The following is a 15,529-nucleotide window of genomic DNA, read 5'->3' as shown; positions in this document are numbered from 1 at the left end:
CAACGATGAGCCCTGCCCCCTGGGTCGACGCACTGTCGGCCGATGACCTCCCCATCGACGACGTGGTCGGCGTCGTCGTCGCCGGCCGCGACATCGCGGTCTACACCGTCGGCGACGCGGTCTACGCGACCGACAACACCTGCACCCACGGCCAGGCCCGGCTGTGCGACGGCTTTCTCGACGGCCACGAGATCGAATGCCCGCTGCACCAGGGCAAGTTCGACGTGCGCGACGGCACGCCGACCTGTGCCCCTGTCGCCGAAGCGCTGCGCAGCTACCCGGTGAAGATCGACGGGCAGCGCGTGTACCTGCAGATCGACTGGCCGCCCCCTGACGCGCCCCCTCCCTGAGCCAGTCAAAAATCGTGCTTGATGCCTGCACCGAAGGCACGAACGGCCACGTTGCTCTGGCTCGAGTCGACGCCGTCGCGGTCGACGAACGCCTGCAGCTGGGTCCGCTTGGACAGGTCGTACAGGTAGGCGGCTTGCCAGCGCCTGCGCTTGCCCGTCAATGACGTTTGCACATCACGCTGCATCAGGTTCAAGACCACGGCATGCGCGCCTGAGATCGCCTTTGCGCCGATGATCCAGTAGTCGACGCTGCGACGCGACGTGGCGGTGTTCTCGTAGCGGTCCCTGCCGTACAGCATGTAGGGCGCGACCACGCCAAGGTCATAGCGGGCGCCAAGCTGCCACTTGTCGTCGAACTCGTTGTCGGCCAGCCCACCGGGTCGCATGTCCTTGCCGAAGCCGAGTGCGGCCTTCAGCGCACCAGCCGTGTAGTTCAGGCCCACGTCAAGGGACTTGGCGCCGTTCTCCACGTCAGGCGTCGCGGCGGCGCCGCGCAGATAGCCGCGCAGGCGCAGGTTGAAGCCGTTCCACGTCGGGCTCATGTAGCCCAGCGAATTCGACGTCCGATTGCGCGCGTTGAGCATGGACGTGCCGATGGCCGTGGCACCCGCGTCGTTGGCAGCGAAGCTGGCGATGGCCGTCACCTGGGAATACAGCGCAGACCCGGTGGGGTTGGCCGAATCCAGCCGCCCGAGGGCCACGGTGCCGAGGCCGCTGCCCAACGCCACATACGCGTTTCGGTAAGCGGGCGTGGTCGACGCGCCGGTGTCGGCATTCAGGCCCATCTCAAGGCCGAACTGGGCTTTCATGTCGCCACCAAGATCCTCTGTGCCGCGAAAGCCAAGGCGAGACGCGTTGTCGGTGATCTGCTTCTGGTCGTCGGCATCGCCGGTCTTGACGCTGTTGGCCGATAGAACGATCCGCCCGTAGACGGTGACGCCCTGTGCCGAGGCAGGCGCCTGCGCGAGTGCCAATGCGGCCGAGGCCATTGCGGTGAAAGAGAAGATCCTGAAGGTACGCATGAAAACCTCGTGGCTGACTGTTGATGAAGGAGGCGACGCCGCGTTCGGGCACGGCTGCGCCCGGCCGAGCGGCAAGCGCTCAGCGCAAGAAAGGGCGCGAAGGGAACTGGGACGGGCTCAGCGGCGCAGTGGCTGGCCCGGGTGATCGATGGAGAGGCCTTGTGCCATTTCGCCGACGAACAGCCGGAGATGGCTCACCAGCCGGCTGTAGCCTTCGGTCTTCGCGAACGCCGCCTCGTCCATGTAGAGGGCTCGGTTGAGTTCGATCTGCACGCTGTGCCGCCCTTGGTCTGGCGCGCCGTGGCGGCGTATCAGTTCGGCCCCCTGGTAAGGGTCGTTCACGCCCACCCGGTATCCCATGGCACCAAGGGTTGCCGCGATCCATCGCATCAGCATCGGGCTGGCACACCGCCCGTTCAGATCGCTGACGACGATGTCCGGCCTGGGCATGCCCGCATCGTCGTTCATTGCATTGCCCACCGACTTCATCGAGTGGCAGTTGATGTGCAGCACGAACCCGTGTCGTTCATGCGTGGCGTTGATCAACGAAGCCAGCTTCGCGTGGTACGGGTCGTAGCAGTGGCGCAGCCGGTGCTCAATGTCTTCCAGCGCCAACGGCCGGTCGTACAGGGGCGCGTCAGGCAAGGCGAGCCGGCGAATCAAGCCGAAGCCTCGGCGCGACTTCTCGCCCGGGTTCAACGCAGTTGGCCAGGGCTCGGCCAGCATCGACGGGTCGATGTCGTCACGGGCACGGTTGGCATCGATGTAGGCGCGGTGGAAATGGGCGCACAGCAGCGGTGCGGCGCCAGCGATCGCTTCACGCCAGATCTCGTCGACCCAGGCGTCGCAGCTGCTGCGCAAGGCGGCTGCCGGGCAGACAGTGGGTGGCGCATCGACCGGCCAATGCGGCCAGCTGTGGGGCGAGTCGAATACCAGCGCCGAGCCCGCTGAAGCGGCTTCGGCATGGACCTCGAAAAACGACGACATGGTGTTCAAGACAAGATGCGAAGCCGTTGCCGCTCAATCGAACTTGAGGTTGCGCTGCTTGATGATGCGCTGCCACAGCGTCGTTTCCTCTTCGATGTACCTGGCCAGCTCGGCGCCCGTGGTTGTCGCGGGCTCGGCTCCCTCGGCACGAATCGCTCGCTGAATGTCCGGGTGCGCCAAGGCCTGCGTCACGTCGACACGAATCTTCTCGATCAGCGCAGGCGCAGTCCCTTTCAGAGCGAACAGGCCATAGAAGGCGCTGTAGTCGAAACCGGGCAGTGTTTCGGCCACGGCCGGCACGTCCGGCAACAGCGATGTGCGCCGGGGGCTGCCAACGGCCAATGCGACCACCTTGCCGGTCTTCAAATGCGGCAGTACGGACGGCAGGGTCGCAAACCCGACCTGGACGTGGTTGGACGCGAGGTCCACCAGGGCTGGCGCTGCCCCTTTGTAGGGCACGTGGACCATGTCGCCGCCGGTCAACGACAACAGGTACTCCATGCCGAGGTGATTCGGCGCGCCGATGCCGCTGGACATGTAGTTGAGCGCGTCGGGCTTGGCCCTGATCGCATCGGCCAGCTCCTTCAACGACCTGATGCCCAGCGAAGCATTGGCCACCAGCACGGGGGGCAGCGTCACCAGGCGCGCGATCGGGATGAAATCTTGCTGCGGTCGGTAGGGCAGCCTGGCGATGACGATGGGCGCCGTCACCATGGTCGAGCCAGCGCCGAACAGCAGCGTGTAGCCGTCCGCCGGTGCGCTCAGGACGGCTTGCGGGCCTGCAGCCACACCCGGCCGGTTGTCCACCAGCACCTGTTGACCCCAGGCCTTCGACAGCTGCGCCGCCAGGGGGCGGGCCACCGCATCAGCCGCGGCGCCGGCCGAAAACGGCACGATCAACCTGACCGGCTTGTCAGGGAACACGGCTTGCGCGGCGCAGGCCAGAAAAACCAGTGGCGCAGCGGCAAACAGCTGACGAAATCGCATGTCGAACTCCAGGGAAAACGGTTGGCAACTTGAAGAAGCGTTCCGCTATTCTTTGACCACGTCATCGCATCGGCAATGACTTCTGCTGCGCGCATGCCCCCATAGCACCTGCACATAGACCCATGGACTTTCGACAGCTCGAAGTGTTTCGCGCAGTGATGGACTGCGGCTCGGCCACCGCCGCCGCACGGTTGCTGAAGATGTCCCAGCCTGCGGTGAGCCGACAGGTGAGCCAGATCGAAGCGGAGCTGGGGCTGGAGCTGTTCCTGCGCGGTGGCGCCAAGTTGAGCCCCACCCCGGAGGCCATGGCCCTGTACGACGAAGCCACACTGGCGTTCGAGAGTATCGAGCGTGTGCTCAACCTGGCTCGTCGCATGCGCGAGGACGACCGTGGTGTCTTGCGCCTGGCCGTGCCCTTCGCCTTCTGCGAATGGCTGTTGCCGCGGGTCCTGGCCGATCTGCAGCAGCAGCGGCCACAACTGCGCTACTCGGTCGAGTTAGGCAGCTATGAATCGATTGCCACGATGCTGGCACGGCGCCAGGTCGACATCGGCATCGTCAAGGCGCCATGGTCGACGCCCGGCATCGCGACGCTGCCGCTGGCCACATGCGGCACCGTGTGTGTGCTGCCCAAGGGCCATGCGCTGGCGCGGCAAGCGAGCGTATCCATCGATGCGCTCAGCCGTGAACCCCTGGTGCTGCTGGGCCGCGACACGACGTGGCGCAGCGACCTGCAAACCCTGCTGCGCACGGTTTCACGCACACCCGTCGTGCGCATCGACACGCACTCGTTGGCGGCCGTTTGTGCCTTCGTGGCCCAGGGAATGGGCGTGTCGGTTCTGCCCGCGCTGCTGGCGGCACAGTTCACCGACAAGGGCCTGGCCCTCAGGCCCTTGCAGGCGACCATCGAGCACGAGTACCTGATCGGGTGCCCGGTCTCGCTGCAACGCTCAGGGCTCGTGAAGGACTTTGCCCGGATGGCCGGCGACGTGGCGCAATCGCTGCTCACTCGTTGAACGACACCGGCGGCCGAACGGCACCGTCACGTCATCCAGTCGCAGTGGACAGCCGCAACCCGAGGGTCAGGCCGGCTTGTCTCCGAGTGCCGCCGCCAGCGCGTGCAACACCAGCAAGCCATAGGCGCCGTCCATGTGCATGAAATCGTCCCTCGCAAAGCGCGCCGCCGTGAAGCAGCCGCCGACGATGGTCTCTGGTGGCTGCGGCAAGAATCTGCATCCCATGCCGGCGAGTGATGCCCGTACACCTTCCTGGTAGTTCGCGTAGCTGAAGGCACCGGCCTGAAACGGCCGACCCAGCTTCGGAATATTTTCCGCAAACAGTGGCTTGTGGGTCGCGAACACCGGTGACTGCGTCCCGCTGCGGAGCAATTCCGCCAGCGCCGCGATCGGCGACTGGTCGTAGCGGACCTTCACATCCTGCCGGATGTCGGCCTGGTAGGCGCGCATCAGGGCGGCACTGTAGTGGTGCCCCTCCAGCGTTGCGGCGGACCCGTAGACCAGCCGTGGCTCCGGCCCGAAGGAATGAATCAGGAAGGCGTCGTAACGCTGCAACTCGATGTGATCGATGCCGGCAGTCTGCACAAAGCTTTGACGCAGTTCCAGGCTGTCGCCTTCGATCACGCCCCCCTTGAGCCGCAAGCCATCCAAGCCGCCCTGGCCATTGGGCCGCGCAAAGACACTGAGCGAGGCGATGCCGGCAATGTCGCCACCTGCCGCCTTCCAGCCCAGCCCGAGCGCTGCTGCGTGGGAGTTGCCGAGCACCGCCACCCGCCAGCCGGTCATTTCGGCTCTCCAAATGCTGCGAGCAGCTCTTCGTCGCACACCACGTCGTCGAGCTGCGGCCAGGATGTGTCCTGGCTTTCCTTCGGCTCACCCGGCGGCACGTGCTCGCTGAAGAACTGTCGCATCACATGCTCGACACCGGCGTACTCCACGCCGCGCATGTCGGCAGCGTAGAACTGGCCCTTCATCACATGCGCCGAGATGATCTCGAAGGATGGGAAGTAGTCCACGTGGTCGTGCCGCCCGGCGAGGAAGCCTGCGACCGCCCGCAGGACCGACTTCGAATACGTGCTGGCGACGACGACCTGGTCTTGCGTGGCGGTGGCCATCAACGGCACCGGGCTGACAGTGAGAAGGAACTTCATCCGCGGATTGATCTGCCGTGCACGCGACATGAAGCTTTCAAGATCCGCGAGCACCTCGGGGTAGCTGAAGTTGATGAACGCGTAGCGCGCGGCATCGAACGTGCCGCCCTGGGTGCCGGGACAAACGGGGAAGACGCTGCCATCCTCGCGTGACAGCCACCCCTCGGTCAGCCCGAGGGTGAAGACGAAAACATCGGTCTGCTGGAACAGCCGCAAGACCGACGCCAGATGGCTCTTCTGGCAGGCCTGCACTTCGTCGATGCTGGCCATCGGATGCGGCTCGATGGTCGGGCGAAACGGGTCGACGAAGCCGTCCTTCCATTCCCAGGCGGGCTCTGCGGGCGTGAACTCGCCCGTTGCCCGCTGCAACAACTGGAGCAACTGTCGCGTGGTGTAGACATTGCCGTAGCGCGCCGAATAGATCCCGAACCCCCAGTCGGCGGCGTGTTCCGACGAGAACAGACGCGGGATCGGTTCGACATCGACGAAACGGAAGCCGCTGCTGCGCAAACGGGCGCCAATGTGCTGGGCAAAGCAGCTCCCTGCCGTCGCCACCCGCGCATCGGTGATGTCCCACTTCTTCTTGTACCAGTCGGCGATCTCGGTGGCCGGCCTGTCGCCGACGACCTTCTTCCAGAACGCCTTGGCAGGCTGCCGCCTGTAAGGGTGTTCGTTTACTGCCATGGAAAGACCGCCGTGCTCAGACTGTGGACAGAAAATGATAGGGCTTCTTGAAGCCTGAGTGGGTGGGGCGGTGGAGTCCAGGCTGGCGGCCGGGGTCAAGCGCAGGCGACGACACAGCGAGCCCTTGATACGTGTGAATACAAGTCGCAACCAGAAGCTGACGTTTCGCGCGACGGCGCTGCTGGGCAGCATCGCCGTCGTGCGCTTAGAAGTACGCCACTGATTCGCGGTCTTGCCGTCCGATGCGTCGCCTGCGTCAGGACTGCGGGTCGTACATGAACTCGCGCAGTTCCTGGTCGCATCGGCATGCCGCCGCGATCTTCGCGGCCCAATGCACGGCCGACGGCTGTCGTGAAACGTCCGCTCGCGTCGCTTGCCTGGCCAACTCGCCCGTCACCGCTTTGCAACCTGCACCTTGCGTTCGACCTGAAGGCCGGCCGCCTCCCATTCCGGGAGACCTCCGCGGAACCAATAGACCTGCTTGAAGCCTTTGGCCAGCGCCGCGCGACTGGCCTTGTATGACTTCCAGCACTCGGGGCCGTTGCAGTGAAAGATCGTCGGCTTGGTGGTGTCGAGGCGGGCAATGCCGGAAAAGTCGTCCACCGAGTCCTGGTAGACCACGTCCTTCAGACTCTTCTCGTGGTACGGAACGAACAACGCGCCCGGAATGTGCTTGCTCTGGTACTCGCGCTCGTTGCGGGTGTCCACGACCACGGCCCCCTTGGCGACGAGCTGGTTCACCTGCGTGGCCGTGACAACCGTGGCGCCCGGAAGGTGCGTGGGCGTGAACGTTCCAAGCTGGGCGACGGCCTGATACTGCGTCAGCGCGGCTTGATGGGCGGCTGGCTTCAACCCGCACTCACCGGGTGGCGCAGCAAACCACTTGGCCAACTTGGCACGCACATCGGCCGGAAGGTCCTTCTTCACAGCCACCGACAGCCCGCCAGGCACCGAGCCCGAGCTGGCGAGCACTTTGGCCGCGCGCGGGTTCTCGCCCTGCCAGGCTTCCCAATCTGCGTGGCGCACCACCGTCACATCCGAAAGGTTCAGGCTGACAGCCGTCAGGCCGGCCACGGGGTAGCGGGCGTATTCCACTGAGCGCAGATCTCGAAGAGACAGCCCATGCGCCGTCAGCATTCCGCGGGCCATGTAGGTGTAGATCGAGTCTTGCTGCGGAAGGTAGATGCGCCCCAGGCGCGCGTCCGCCGGTGACGCCAGCGCTGCACGGCCCACCAGCACGTATTGCTCGTTCGGATCGGTTGAACCAACCAACTCGTAGCCATGCGCTAACGCCGACGCCGTCACCTGCGCCGGCGCGATGAAGACGTCGTAACCACCGCTGCGCGTTGCGCGCATGACGTCGGTCAGATCCTCGGACGTCACGACCTTCACTGTTTGCCCCAGCAGCTTTCCAAGCTGCGTCTCGGTCGCGACTCGCGAGAGCATCAGCCCCATCTTGCGCGCAGTCGGCTCTATCGCCACCATCGCCGAGATCTCGGCCCACGATCGTGTGGGCGCAAGCAGAACCACCGCGCACGACAGTGCGCAAGCAAGCATCTTCATCGGAGCATCCCCCAAGAGCCAGTTCACACTACGCAGACCCGATGCCTGTCCGGGCTCATCCCTCGGCGAGGCCCCGCAACGCCGCGCGCGGCTGTTCCGGTGTCAACGCTTCGGGAGCTGGGCCGTCCGGGGCGGCGGCAGGGTACCTTGCCCTGCATCCCTGGACGCCCCATTCGCACGGGTCTGCGTAGTGTGAACAGGCCCTGGCGATGTCGCGGCAGCCATGAGCACATGCCGCCGATCTGGGCGCGATCGTGCCGCAGCATCGGCCGCCAGGTTGTAACCATCCACTACAAATGGACGTTACTTTCGTCCAAGGCGAATGCCCCTTCCGTGTGGCAGCGCCAACTCGCCCGACGGAGAAGGGGCGGTGTCGACGGCCGGCCGCGTGCAGATCGTCGGCGTGGCCATCGACGCTTCGGATCAGGCTCGGCCCCAAGGTCACCCACCGAGCGCCCCGTCGCGTCTGGCACCGTACAGGTAACTCGGTGCCTGCCCGGGCACGTCATCGAGCGTGCCGATGCGCTGCATGCCGATCTTTTCCAGCACGCGGATCGACGGCGCGTTGATCGGCCGCACGATTGCGAAGACCTCGGGTTGGCGAAGGACCTGCAGTGCGAAATCGAGCGCGGCTCGCGCCAGCTCGGTCGCGTAGCCCTGCCCCCACGCTGACACGGCCAGGCGATAGCCCAGGTTCAACGCATCGGCCTCGAGGTACTTGCGAAAGGCCACGCCGCCGAAGCCGATGACGCGCTCGGGCTCTTGCTTCGTTGCCACCGCCCACTGGCCAAAGCCGCGTTCGGCCCAGTGGTCGATCCAGGCGTCGAGCACGCTGCGTGACTTCTCGATGCTCGGGTGCGGACCGAAAGGGTTGAAGGTATTGGTGGCCGGGTCGCCGTAGATGGCGAACAGGTGCGCCACGTCAGCGGCCACCGGTTGCCGCAAGACCAGTCGGGCGGTGGATCTGGGGTCGATGTGCATTCGATCGATTTTGACGGCCGTCTCGAAGGCGGCGCCGCCAGGATGTTCATCTCGTTGGAACCGGTCCCAAACAACGCTGGATCGGCGTCGCTTTCCATGCGGATCAACCCGCAAGTGGTATCGATCTGTTTCGCAAATCGCAGCAGGATTAGACAAATAAATCAGCAACTTAGGGATGGAACCGGTTCACTGGCCTGACACTGGTATTACCCCGAACACACGCTCGGAAAACGCTCCCTAGACTGCGGCGCGAATCGTTGCCGGGGCCCGGGGTGCCGGCCTCCTGCATGACATCGAACCACAGGTGAAGGTATGAGCGGCCCATTCATGTTTTCGACGCAGCACCGTGCCGTGCTGTCACTGCTGGCGGTGCTGACGGCTGCCGCATGCGGGGTCGTCGCCGGCTGCGGCGGCGGTGAAGCCAACGCATCCGAGCAACCCGAAACGGCCACACAGGCGGCGACCGTCGCCGCCGGTACGGCCGCAGCCGAACAGGCTGATGAGGCGGCCGAGGCTTCGAGTGCCGTGCTGCCCGGCGCTACCCGCTATGTGCTGGTCAATGCCAACAGCGGCAAATGCATCGACGTGGCCGGCGCGAGCCAGACCGATGGCGCGAACATCCAGCAGTACAGCTGCAACGGCACGCTGGCCCAGGCCTTCGACATCGTCGAGATCACGCCAGACGTCTACAAGCTGCTCAACGCCAACAGCGGCAAGGCAATGGACGTGGCCGGCGGCTCGAACGCCGATGGCGCCAACATCCAGCAGTGGGCTGACTCCGGCGCAGCGGCGCAGCAGTTCCGCCTCGAACGCAGCCAGGGCAACCGCTACGCCCTCGTCAACGTGGGCAGTGGCAAGTGTGTCGACGTGGCCGGCGCGTCGAACGCCGACGGCGCCAACATCCAGCAGTTCACCTGCAACAACAGCGCGGCGCAGCAGTTCTTGCTCTACCCGCGCGGCGGCAGCGCCACGTCGGCCCTGCCGATCGGCGTGTACAACGCGACCGCGGCCTCGTCGGGCCTGTGCCTGGACATTGCCGGCGCGTCGCCCGACAACGGCGCCAAGGCCCAGCAGTCCACCTGCGACAAGAAGGCCACGTCGCAGAACTTCGAGATCATCGGCGACGCCGGTGGTAGCTACCGCATCACCAACATCAACAGCGGCAAGGCACTCGACATTGCCGACAGGTCACTGGCCAATGGTGCACGGGCGCAGCAATGGGTGCCCGGCAACAGCGACAACCAGCGCTTCGAGATCACCGCAGACGGCACCGGCCATGCGATCCGCGCCAAGCACAGCGGCCGCTGCCTCGACGTGGTCGACAACAGCAAGTTGCCTGGCGCCGAGATCCAGCAGTGGGACTGCGCGGGGTCGGCCAACCAGCGCTGGCAGCTCAAGCCCAAGGGCGCGCAGGGCTCACCCTTCGGCCCCAATGTGCTGGTGTTCGACCCGTCGATGCCGGCCAGCACGATCCAGTCGCAGGTCGACAGCGTGTTCTCGACGCAAGAGGCCAACCACTTCGGCCCCCAGCGTTACGCGCTGCTGTTCAAGCCTGGCAGCTACAACGCCAACGTGCGCGTCGGCTTCTACACCCAGGTCTCGGGCCTGGGCGCGCTGCCGGATGACACCACGATCACCGGCACGGTCGAATCGAACGCCCGCTGGTTCAACGGCAACGCGACGCAGAACTTCTGGCGCATGGCCGAGAACCTGGCCGTGGTGCCCACCGGCGGCACCGAGAAGTGGGCCGTCTCGCAGGCCGCGCCCTTCCGCCGCATGCACGTGCGCGGCAACATGGTGCTCGACGATGGCGGCTGGTCCAGCGGCGGCTTCATTGCCGATTCGAAGATCGATGGCCAGATCAACTCCGGCGGCCAGCAACAGTGGCTGACGCGCAACTCGCAGATCGGCAGCTGGACGGGCTCGGGCTGGAACATGGTGTTCGTCGGCACGGCCAATGCGCCGGTGACCGGCAACTGGCCGAACCCGCCCTACACGACGCTGAACCAGACGCCGCTCGTGCGCGAGAAGCCGTTCCTCAAGTGGACGGGCACCAAGTACGCCGTGTTCGTGCCGGCGCTGCGCAGCAACAGCAGCAACACGACGTGGGACAGTGGCAACCCGGCGGGCCAGACGCTCGCGCTGTCGAGCTTCTACGTCGCGCAGGCATCGAAAGACACCGCCGCAACGATCAACAGGGCCCTCGGCAAGGGCAAGCATGTGCTGTTCACGCCGGGCATCTATCACCTGACCGAGCCGATCCGTGTGAACAACGCCAACACCGTGCTGCTCGGGCTTGGGCTGGCCACGCTGCAGGCCGACAACGGCACCGTCGCCATCAAGGTGGCCGATGTCGACGGCGTGAAGGTCGCCGGCCTGCTGATCGACGCCGGTGAGACCAATTCGCCGCTGCTGATGGAAATGGGCCCGAGCGGCAGCAACGCCAATCACTCGGCCAACCCCAGCTCTTTGCACGACGTGTTCTTCCGCATCGGTGGTGCCGCGGTCGGCAAGGCCACGGTGAGCCTGCAGATCAACAGCTCGCACGTGATCGGCGACGACCTGTGGATCTGGCGCGGCGACCACTCCCACGGCATCGGCTGGAACGTCAACACCGCCGACACCGGCCTGATCGTCAACGGCGCCAACGTGACGGTCTACGGCCTGTTCGTCGAGCACTACCAAAAGTACCAGACGCTGTGGAATGGCAATGGCGGCCGCGTCTACTTCTACCAGAGCGAAGCGCCCTACGACGTGCCCACCCAATCGGGCTGGATCGGCGACGGCGGCGTCAACGGCTTCGCCTCGTACAAGGTGGCCAACAGCGTCACCTCGCACGAGGCCTGGGGCCTGGGCGTGTACTGCTACTTCTCGACCAACCCCGGCATCAAGCTACACAGCGCGATCGAGGCGCCCACACCGGCCGGCGTGCAGTTCCACAACATGACGACGTTGTCGCTCGGCGGCGTCGGCGAGATCACCCACGTGCTGAACAACCGGGGCAACGCGGCCAACTCGCAGTCGGTGGTTGCACGGCTTGCTCAATGATCATCGAGGAGACATCCATGCCCCGATTCACCAAGACTTTGGCCACTGCCGCGTTGACTGCCGTGCTGCCACTGGGCACCCATGCCGCCACCGCCGTGGCGCCCTACTTCGAAGCCTGGGCCTACTGGGGCGGCTACACACCGACCACATTGATGGAGGCGAAGAACAACGGCGGCGTGATGGGCGCGACGATGGCCTTCGGCATCTCGGGCGGCGGCTGCACGCTCGGCGGCGGGCTCGAGAACCTGATGAGCGGTGACGGCCTGGCCGACATCACCGCCTTCCAGGCCGCCGGCGGCAAACCCATCCTGTCGTTCGGCGGTGCCGCGGGCACCTACCTCGAGGCCGCCTGCAGCGAAGACGCGATGGTCTCGCTGCTGCGCAACATCATCGACACCACCAAGGTGAAGGCACTCGATTTCGACATCGAAGGCGGCCAGCTCGACAACACCTCGCTGAACAGCAAGCGCAACAACGTCATCAAGCGACTGCAGGCCACCTACCCTGGTCTGTACGTCTCGTTCACGCTGCCGGTCGACCCGTGGGGCCTGCCCGGCAGCGCAGTGACGCTGCTGCGCAGCGCCGAGGCGGCGGGCGTCGTGACCTCGGTGGTCAACATCATGGCGATGGACTACGGGCCCGATGCCGACCAGGGCCGGCCGATGGGAGACCTGGCGATCATGGCCGCCAACGCGACCTTCAACCAGATCAAAGGCATCTACGCCGGCAAGACCGATGCGCAGCTGTGGGCCATGATCGGCATCACGCCGATGATCGGCGTCAACGACGTGCAGACCGAGGTCTTCCGCCAGAGCGACGCACAGCAGGTCACCGCCTTCGCGAAGGAGAAGGGCCTGGGCCTGCTGGCCTACTGGGCCATCCAACGCGACATGCCGGGCGGCACCGACTACAACACCCACAGCCTCGTCAACAACTACCCGTACGAGTTCTACAAGCTGATGTCGGCGGGCGGCGGCAGCGGCCCGGTGAAGGACGGCCGATACCTGATCAAGTCGACCTTCAGCGGCAAGTGCTTCGAGGTCGAGGACGGCTCGCTCGACGACTCGGCGCAGATCGTGCAGATGAGCTGCCGTGCCGTCGGCAAGCAGCGCTTCAACGCAAAGGACATGGGCGGTGGCGCCTACCGCCTGCTCAACCAGCGCAGCGGCAAGGCGATCGACATCGCGGCCGCCTCGAATGCCGACGGCGCCAAGGTGCAGCAGTACACCGACAACGGCACCGGCGCGCAACGCTTCAGCTTCGTGCCCACCGGCGTGACGGGCGAGTACACCATCGTCAACCAGCACAGCGGCAAATGCCTGGACGTGGCCGACAAGAGTCAGCAGGACGGCGCCAGGATCCAGCAGTGGACGTGCACCGGCGGTGCGAACCAGAAGTTCCGCTTCAAGAAGCAGTGAACTGCCTGGTTCGCTTCTCGGCGCGTGCGCGCGGGAGTGCAGTGTTTCACGCGATGCAGCACTGAGGGCGCCGCGCTTTTGCCGGCCCGGCGTCGCTGGCTTGGCCAGCGCGCCGCACCCCGATGTGCGTCGATCAGTCGCAGCTGTAGCGGAACGCGTCGTTCAGATTCAGCGGCAGCACCAGCGTGCGCAGGTTCATCGCCCTGGCCTTCGCGCACATCTGCGCGCGGGCGTTGGCGTCGTCACGCCAGAGCTTCTTGTACTCGGCATTGAAGACCGGCTTGCCCTTGCTGGTGAACACCGAGTAGCCGCTGCATTCGCTGTATTGGTTGCATTGCTCGTTGACCGCGAAGTCGAAGCTCGGCTCGAGCGCCTTCAGCTGGTCGACGTCGTTCTTCAACCCCACCTTCAGCCCGCGCGCACGCGCCTCGGTGGCGAGGAAGCGGTTGTAGTCCAGCTGCGTCGAAGCCGTCAGCGGAAAGCCTGGCTTGTTGGTGTAGGCGTCGACGTTGTCGGGCTCGACGCCATCGCAGCCGCGCGCCTTGGCCTTGTCGAGCCGGGCCTTCATGATGTTGCGCACGTTGGCCGAGCGCGTGTCGAGCCAGCGCTCGCCTTCCCACTGCGGGTCCAGCCGGTTGCCCTTGTCCGATGCCTTGAACTGCTTGTAGTCGGGGCGCCAGTCTTCCGAGCTGCCGGCCGAGAAATAGCAGACGATGCGCTTGCCCTGGCTGCGCAGCGTGGCCAGCACCGAATCGGGTGCATCGAACAGATCGATGTCGTAGACGGTGACGTTGTACTTCGTGTTGATGGTGCCGCTGAGCTGCCATTGCCAGGTGTCGGTCACCTGGGGGACCCATGGCGTGGTCGCCAGAGGCTGCACGGCCTGGATCGTCGCCCGCGGGCCCTTGGCTGCCTCATTCGCAGCCTGCGCACGGGCCGTGCGCGCCGCCATCACGTCGGCACGAGAGACTTCGTCGACATCGCTGTCACCACCGCCGCAGGCGGTCAGCGCCAACGAAACGCTGGCGACGCCAAGGCAGGCCAACGACACGCGGGGACGGGAGATTGAACGGATGGTCATGGGTACTCCTGAAGGGTCGGTCCGAAGGGGGGTGTGGTTCCGTGATCGATCACCAGGCCATGGTGCTGACCAGGCCTGATGCGAAGCTGATGCACCTCAGGATCGGCCCGGCGCCCGCCAGCGGCGCTGACGCAGCCAAACGGCCGCCCGCGCCGACCACGGGTGACCGGCTTCCTCCCTTGTTCGAGGGACGTTCGCGACCCGTCGGGGGGTTGCGCGGCGCGGCCCCAACGCGTACATTTTGTTTCATCTGATGCACTTGACGCTGTAGCCCGGGAAGGGATTGCAAGCCGCATCGGTCAAACGCCGCACAACGGCGAATCGACCCGCAGGCAAGCGGGCGACCAGCGTGTTTGAGACCCGTCGGTTCCCAGGGCCTTCGCAACGAGGGCAAAGGCAATGGAGCGGTCCCCTCGCCCGGCTGCGGGCGCGAGAAGCCGTTCGATGTCGAAGACTGGAGGGTCTCCATGGCTGTTTACTCGGACCAACATCGCTACATCTTCTTTGCCAACCCGCAGACGGCGAGCAAGGCCATCGCGCTGACGCTGCGCAAGAAGTTGGACGGCAAGGCACTGCCAGATCACGAGATCAAGCGCAACGGCAAGCTGGTGGCGCGCATGCACCACACCACCTACAGCCAGATCCTGGCGGCTGGCCTGCTGAGCCGGGGGGAACTGGAGCGGCTTTTCAAATTCACCTGCGTGCGCAACCCCTTCGACCAACTCGTCAGCAAGTACATCAAGCATTGCGCCCGGCTGATGGACAACCCGGCCAGGTACCCGTGGCTCGAAGGCGCGCAGGCCACTGCGCCGGACAACAGCTTTCCGCAGTGGCTGGCCTACCTGAGCCGAACGTACGAGGAGACCGACAAGCTGGCCAGGGGCCCGCTGGAGTTCCTCGCCCATGCGGACATGGTGATCCGCTTCGAGGCGCTGCAGGACGGGTTCGACGAGTCGCTGCGCCACATGGGCATCAAGGACCGTCTGTCGGTCACCGAGTTCAACGTCACCCAAGGTCGCGCAGACAGTGCGGAAGCCGTCGCCTTGCCCGATGCCAAGCCGGCGAAGAAAAAGAAGAACTACACCGAGTTCTACGACACCGCCTGCATTGCGATGGTGGAAAAGCTGTACGAGCCGATCCTCAAGCAGTTCAACTACAGCTTCGGCCACTGACGGCCCGCAACGGACGCGCCCAGCGCCGACCGGCTCGTGGCCACACCGTGGCCCAGGCCCCGCCGCGCC

The 15,529-nt window shown here is 65.5% G+C and carries 13 protein-coding genes; 5 read left to right on the top strand and 8 right to left on the bottom strand.

The features are described from left to right. Positions 1-5 precede the first annotated feature (5 nt). Positions 6-350, top strand: a complete 345-nt coding sequence (locus tag VFY73_RS17555) for a non-heme iron oxygenase ferredoxin subunit (protein ID WP_329721095.1) — start codon at positions 6-8, stop codon at positions 348-350. 5 nt (positions 351-355) lie between these two features. On the opposite strand, the gene VFY73_RS17550 is transcribed toward VFY73_RS17555, so the two are convergent. From VFY73_RS17550 to VFY73_RS17540, 3 genes are all read right to left on the bottom strand, one after another. Then, positions 356-1,372, bottom strand: coding sequence for a porin (locus tag VFY73_RS17550; RefSeq protein WP_329721093.1), 1,017 nt, complete (start codon positions 1,370-1,372; stop codon positions 356-358). Between the two features lie 117 nt (positions 1,373-1,489). Further along, positions 1,490-2,359 (bottom strand): N-formylglutamate amidohydrolase, encoded by an 870-nt coding sequence (locus VFY73_RS17545; RefSeq protein ID WP_329721091.1) that lies wholly within the window; start codon positions 2,357-2,359, stop codon positions 1,490-1,492. Positions 2,360-2,392: 33 nt separating this feature from the next. Further along, complete coding sequence (locus tag VFY73_RS17540) at positions 2,393-3,346, bottom strand: Bug family tripartite tricarboxylate transporter substrate binding protein (protein WP_329721089.1); 954 nt, start codon at positions 3,344-3,346, stop codon at positions 2,393-2,395. A 122-nt stretch (positions 3,347-3,468) separates the two neighbouring features. On the opposite strand from VFY73_RS17540, the gene VFY73_RS17535 reads away from it, so the two are divergent. Further along, the gene (locus VFY73_RS17535; RefSeq protein ID WP_329721087.1) at positions 3,469-4,362 is read left to right on the top strand and encodes a LysR family transcriptional regulator; all 894 of its coding nucleotides are present in this window, start codon (positions 3,469-3,471) and stop codon (positions 4,360-4,362) included. Between the two features lie 66 nt (positions 4,363-4,428). Here VFY73_RS17535 and VFY73_RS17530 read toward each other — a convergent pair whose 3' ends face one another. The 4 genes from VFY73_RS17530 to VFY73_RS17515 form a co-directional block, all read right to left on the bottom strand. Continuing rightward, positions 4,429-5,148, bottom strand: a complete 720-nt coding sequence (locus VFY73_RS17530; protein WP_329721085.1) for a hypothetical protein — start codon at positions 5,146-5,148, stop codon at positions 4,429-4,431. Continuing rightward, a complete protein-coding gene (locus tag VFY73_RS17525) occupies positions 5,145-6,389 on the bottom strand; it encodes a GSCFA domain-containing protein (RefSeq protein WP_329721083.1) in 1,245 nt (414 codons plus the stop codon). Before VFY73_RS17525 ends, VFY73_RS17530 begins: the two co-directional genes overlap by 4 nt. Before the next feature lie 201 nt (positions 6,390-6,590). Further along, entirely contained in the window at positions 6,591-7,760 is a 1,170-nt protein-coding gene (locus VFY73_RS17520) for a rhodanese-like domain-containing protein (RefSeq protein WP_329721081.1), read from the bottom strand. Between the two features lie 441 nt (positions 7,761-8,201). After that, positions 8,202-8,741: a GNAT family N-acetyltransferase gene (locus VFY73_RS17515; protein ID WP_329721079.1), complete on the bottom strand. Its 540-nt coding sequence runs from the start codon at positions 8,739-8,741 to the stop codon at positions 8,202-8,204. 312 nt (positions 8,742-9,053) lie between these two features. Here VFY73_RS17515 and VFY73_RS17510 point away from each other — a divergent pair, with 312 nt between their 5' ends. Continuing rightward, complete coding sequence (locus VFY73_RS17510; protein WP_329721077.1) at positions 9,054-11,789, top strand: RICIN domain-containing protein; 2,736 nt, start codon at positions 9,054-9,056, stop codon at positions 11,787-11,789. Between the two features lie 17 nt (positions 11,790-11,806). Beyond that, positions 11,807-13,207: an RICIN domain-containing protein gene (locus VFY73_RS17505; RefSeq protein ID WP_329721075.1), complete on the top strand. Its 1,401-nt coding sequence runs from the start codon at positions 11,807-11,809 to the stop codon at positions 13,205-13,207. 133 nt (positions 13,208-13,340) lie between these two features. Here VFY73_RS17505 and VFY73_RS17500 read toward each other — a convergent pair whose 3' ends face one another. Next, a complete protein-coding gene (locus VFY73_RS17500) occupies positions 13,341-14,288 on the bottom strand; it encodes an endo alpha-1,4 polygalactosaminidase (protein ID WP_329721073.1) in 948 nt (315 codons plus the stop codon). A gap of 467 nt (positions 14,289-14,755) precedes the next feature. Here VFY73_RS17500 and VFY73_RS17495 point away from each other — a divergent pair, with 467 nt between their 5' ends. Continuing rightward, positions 14,756-15,460, top strand: a complete 705-nt coding sequence (locus tag VFY73_RS17495) for a sulfotransferase family 2 domain-containing protein (protein ID WP_329721071.1) — start codon at positions 14,756-14,758, stop codon at positions 15,458-15,460. The last annotated feature ends 69 nt before the right edge of the window (positions 15,461-15,529 follow it).

The sequence above is a fragment of the Ideonella sp. genome, assembly GCF_036277275.1.
In the GTDB taxonomy this organism is placed as follows: Bacteria; Pseudomonadota; Gammaproteobacteria; order Burkholderiales; family Burkholderiaceae_C; genus Ideonella.
Note: the sequence above shows the minus strand (reverse complement) of the source record. Positions and strands in the feature narration are given on the sequence as shown.

What these genes read in the sequence shown, in the direction of transcription:
- VFY73_RS17540 (WP_329721089.1), bottom strand. Translation starts at nt 3,346, where the DNA reads ATGCGATTTCGTCAGCTGTTTGCCGCTGCGCCACTGGTTTTTCTGGCC.
- VFY73_RS17515 (WP_329721079.1), bottom strand. Translation starts at nt 8,741, where the DNA reads ATGCACATCGACCCCAGATCCACCGCCCGACTGGTCTTGCGGCAACCG.
- VFY73_RS17520 (WP_329721081.1), bottom strand. Translation starts at nt 7,760, where the DNA reads ATGAAGATGCTTGCTTGCGCACTGTCGTGCGCGGTGGTTCTGCTTGCG.
- VFY73_RS17555 (WP_329721095.1), top strand. Translation starts at nt 6, where the DNA reads ATGAGCCCTGCCCCCTGGGTCGACGCACTGTCGGCCGATGACCTCCCC.
- VFY73_RS17510 (WP_329721077.1), top strand. Translation starts at nt 9,054, where the DNA reads ATGAGCGGCCCATTCATGTTTTCGACGCAGCACCGTGCCGTGCTGTCA.
- VFY73_RS17495 (WP_329721071.1), top strand. Translation starts at nt 14,756, where the DNA reads ATGGCTGTTTACTCGGACCAACATCGCTACATCTTCTTTGCCAACCCG.
- VFY73_RS17525 (WP_329721083.1), bottom strand. Translation starts at nt 6,389, where the DNA reads ATGCTGCCCAGCAGCGCCGTCGCGCGAAACGTCAGCTTCTGGTTGCGA.
- VFY73_RS17545 (WP_329721091.1), bottom strand. Translation starts at nt 2,359, where the DNA reads ATGTCGTCGTTTTTCGAGGTCCATGCCGAAGCCGCTTCAGCGGGCTCG.
- VFY73_RS17550 (WP_329721093.1), bottom strand. Translation starts at nt 1,372, where the DNA reads ATGCGTACCTTCAGGATCTTCTCTTTCACCGCAATGGCCTCGGCCGCA.
- VFY73_RS17500 (WP_329721073.1), bottom strand. Translation starts at nt 14,288, where the DNA reads ATGACCATCCGTTCAATCTCCCGTCCCCGCGTGTCGTTGGCCTGCCTT.
- VFY73_RS17530 (WP_329721085.1), bottom strand. Translation starts at nt 5,148, where the DNA reads ATGACCGGCTGGCGGGTGGCGGTGCTCGGCAACTCCCACGCAGCAGCG.
- VFY73_RS17505 (WP_329721075.1), top strand. Translation starts at nt 11,807, where the DNA reads ATGCCCCGATTCACCAAGACTTTGGCCACTGCCGCGTTGACTGCCGTG.
- VFY73_RS17535 (WP_329721087.1), top strand. Translation starts at nt 3,469, where the DNA reads ATGGACTTTCGACAGCTCGAAGTGTTTCGCGCAGTGATGGACTGCGGC.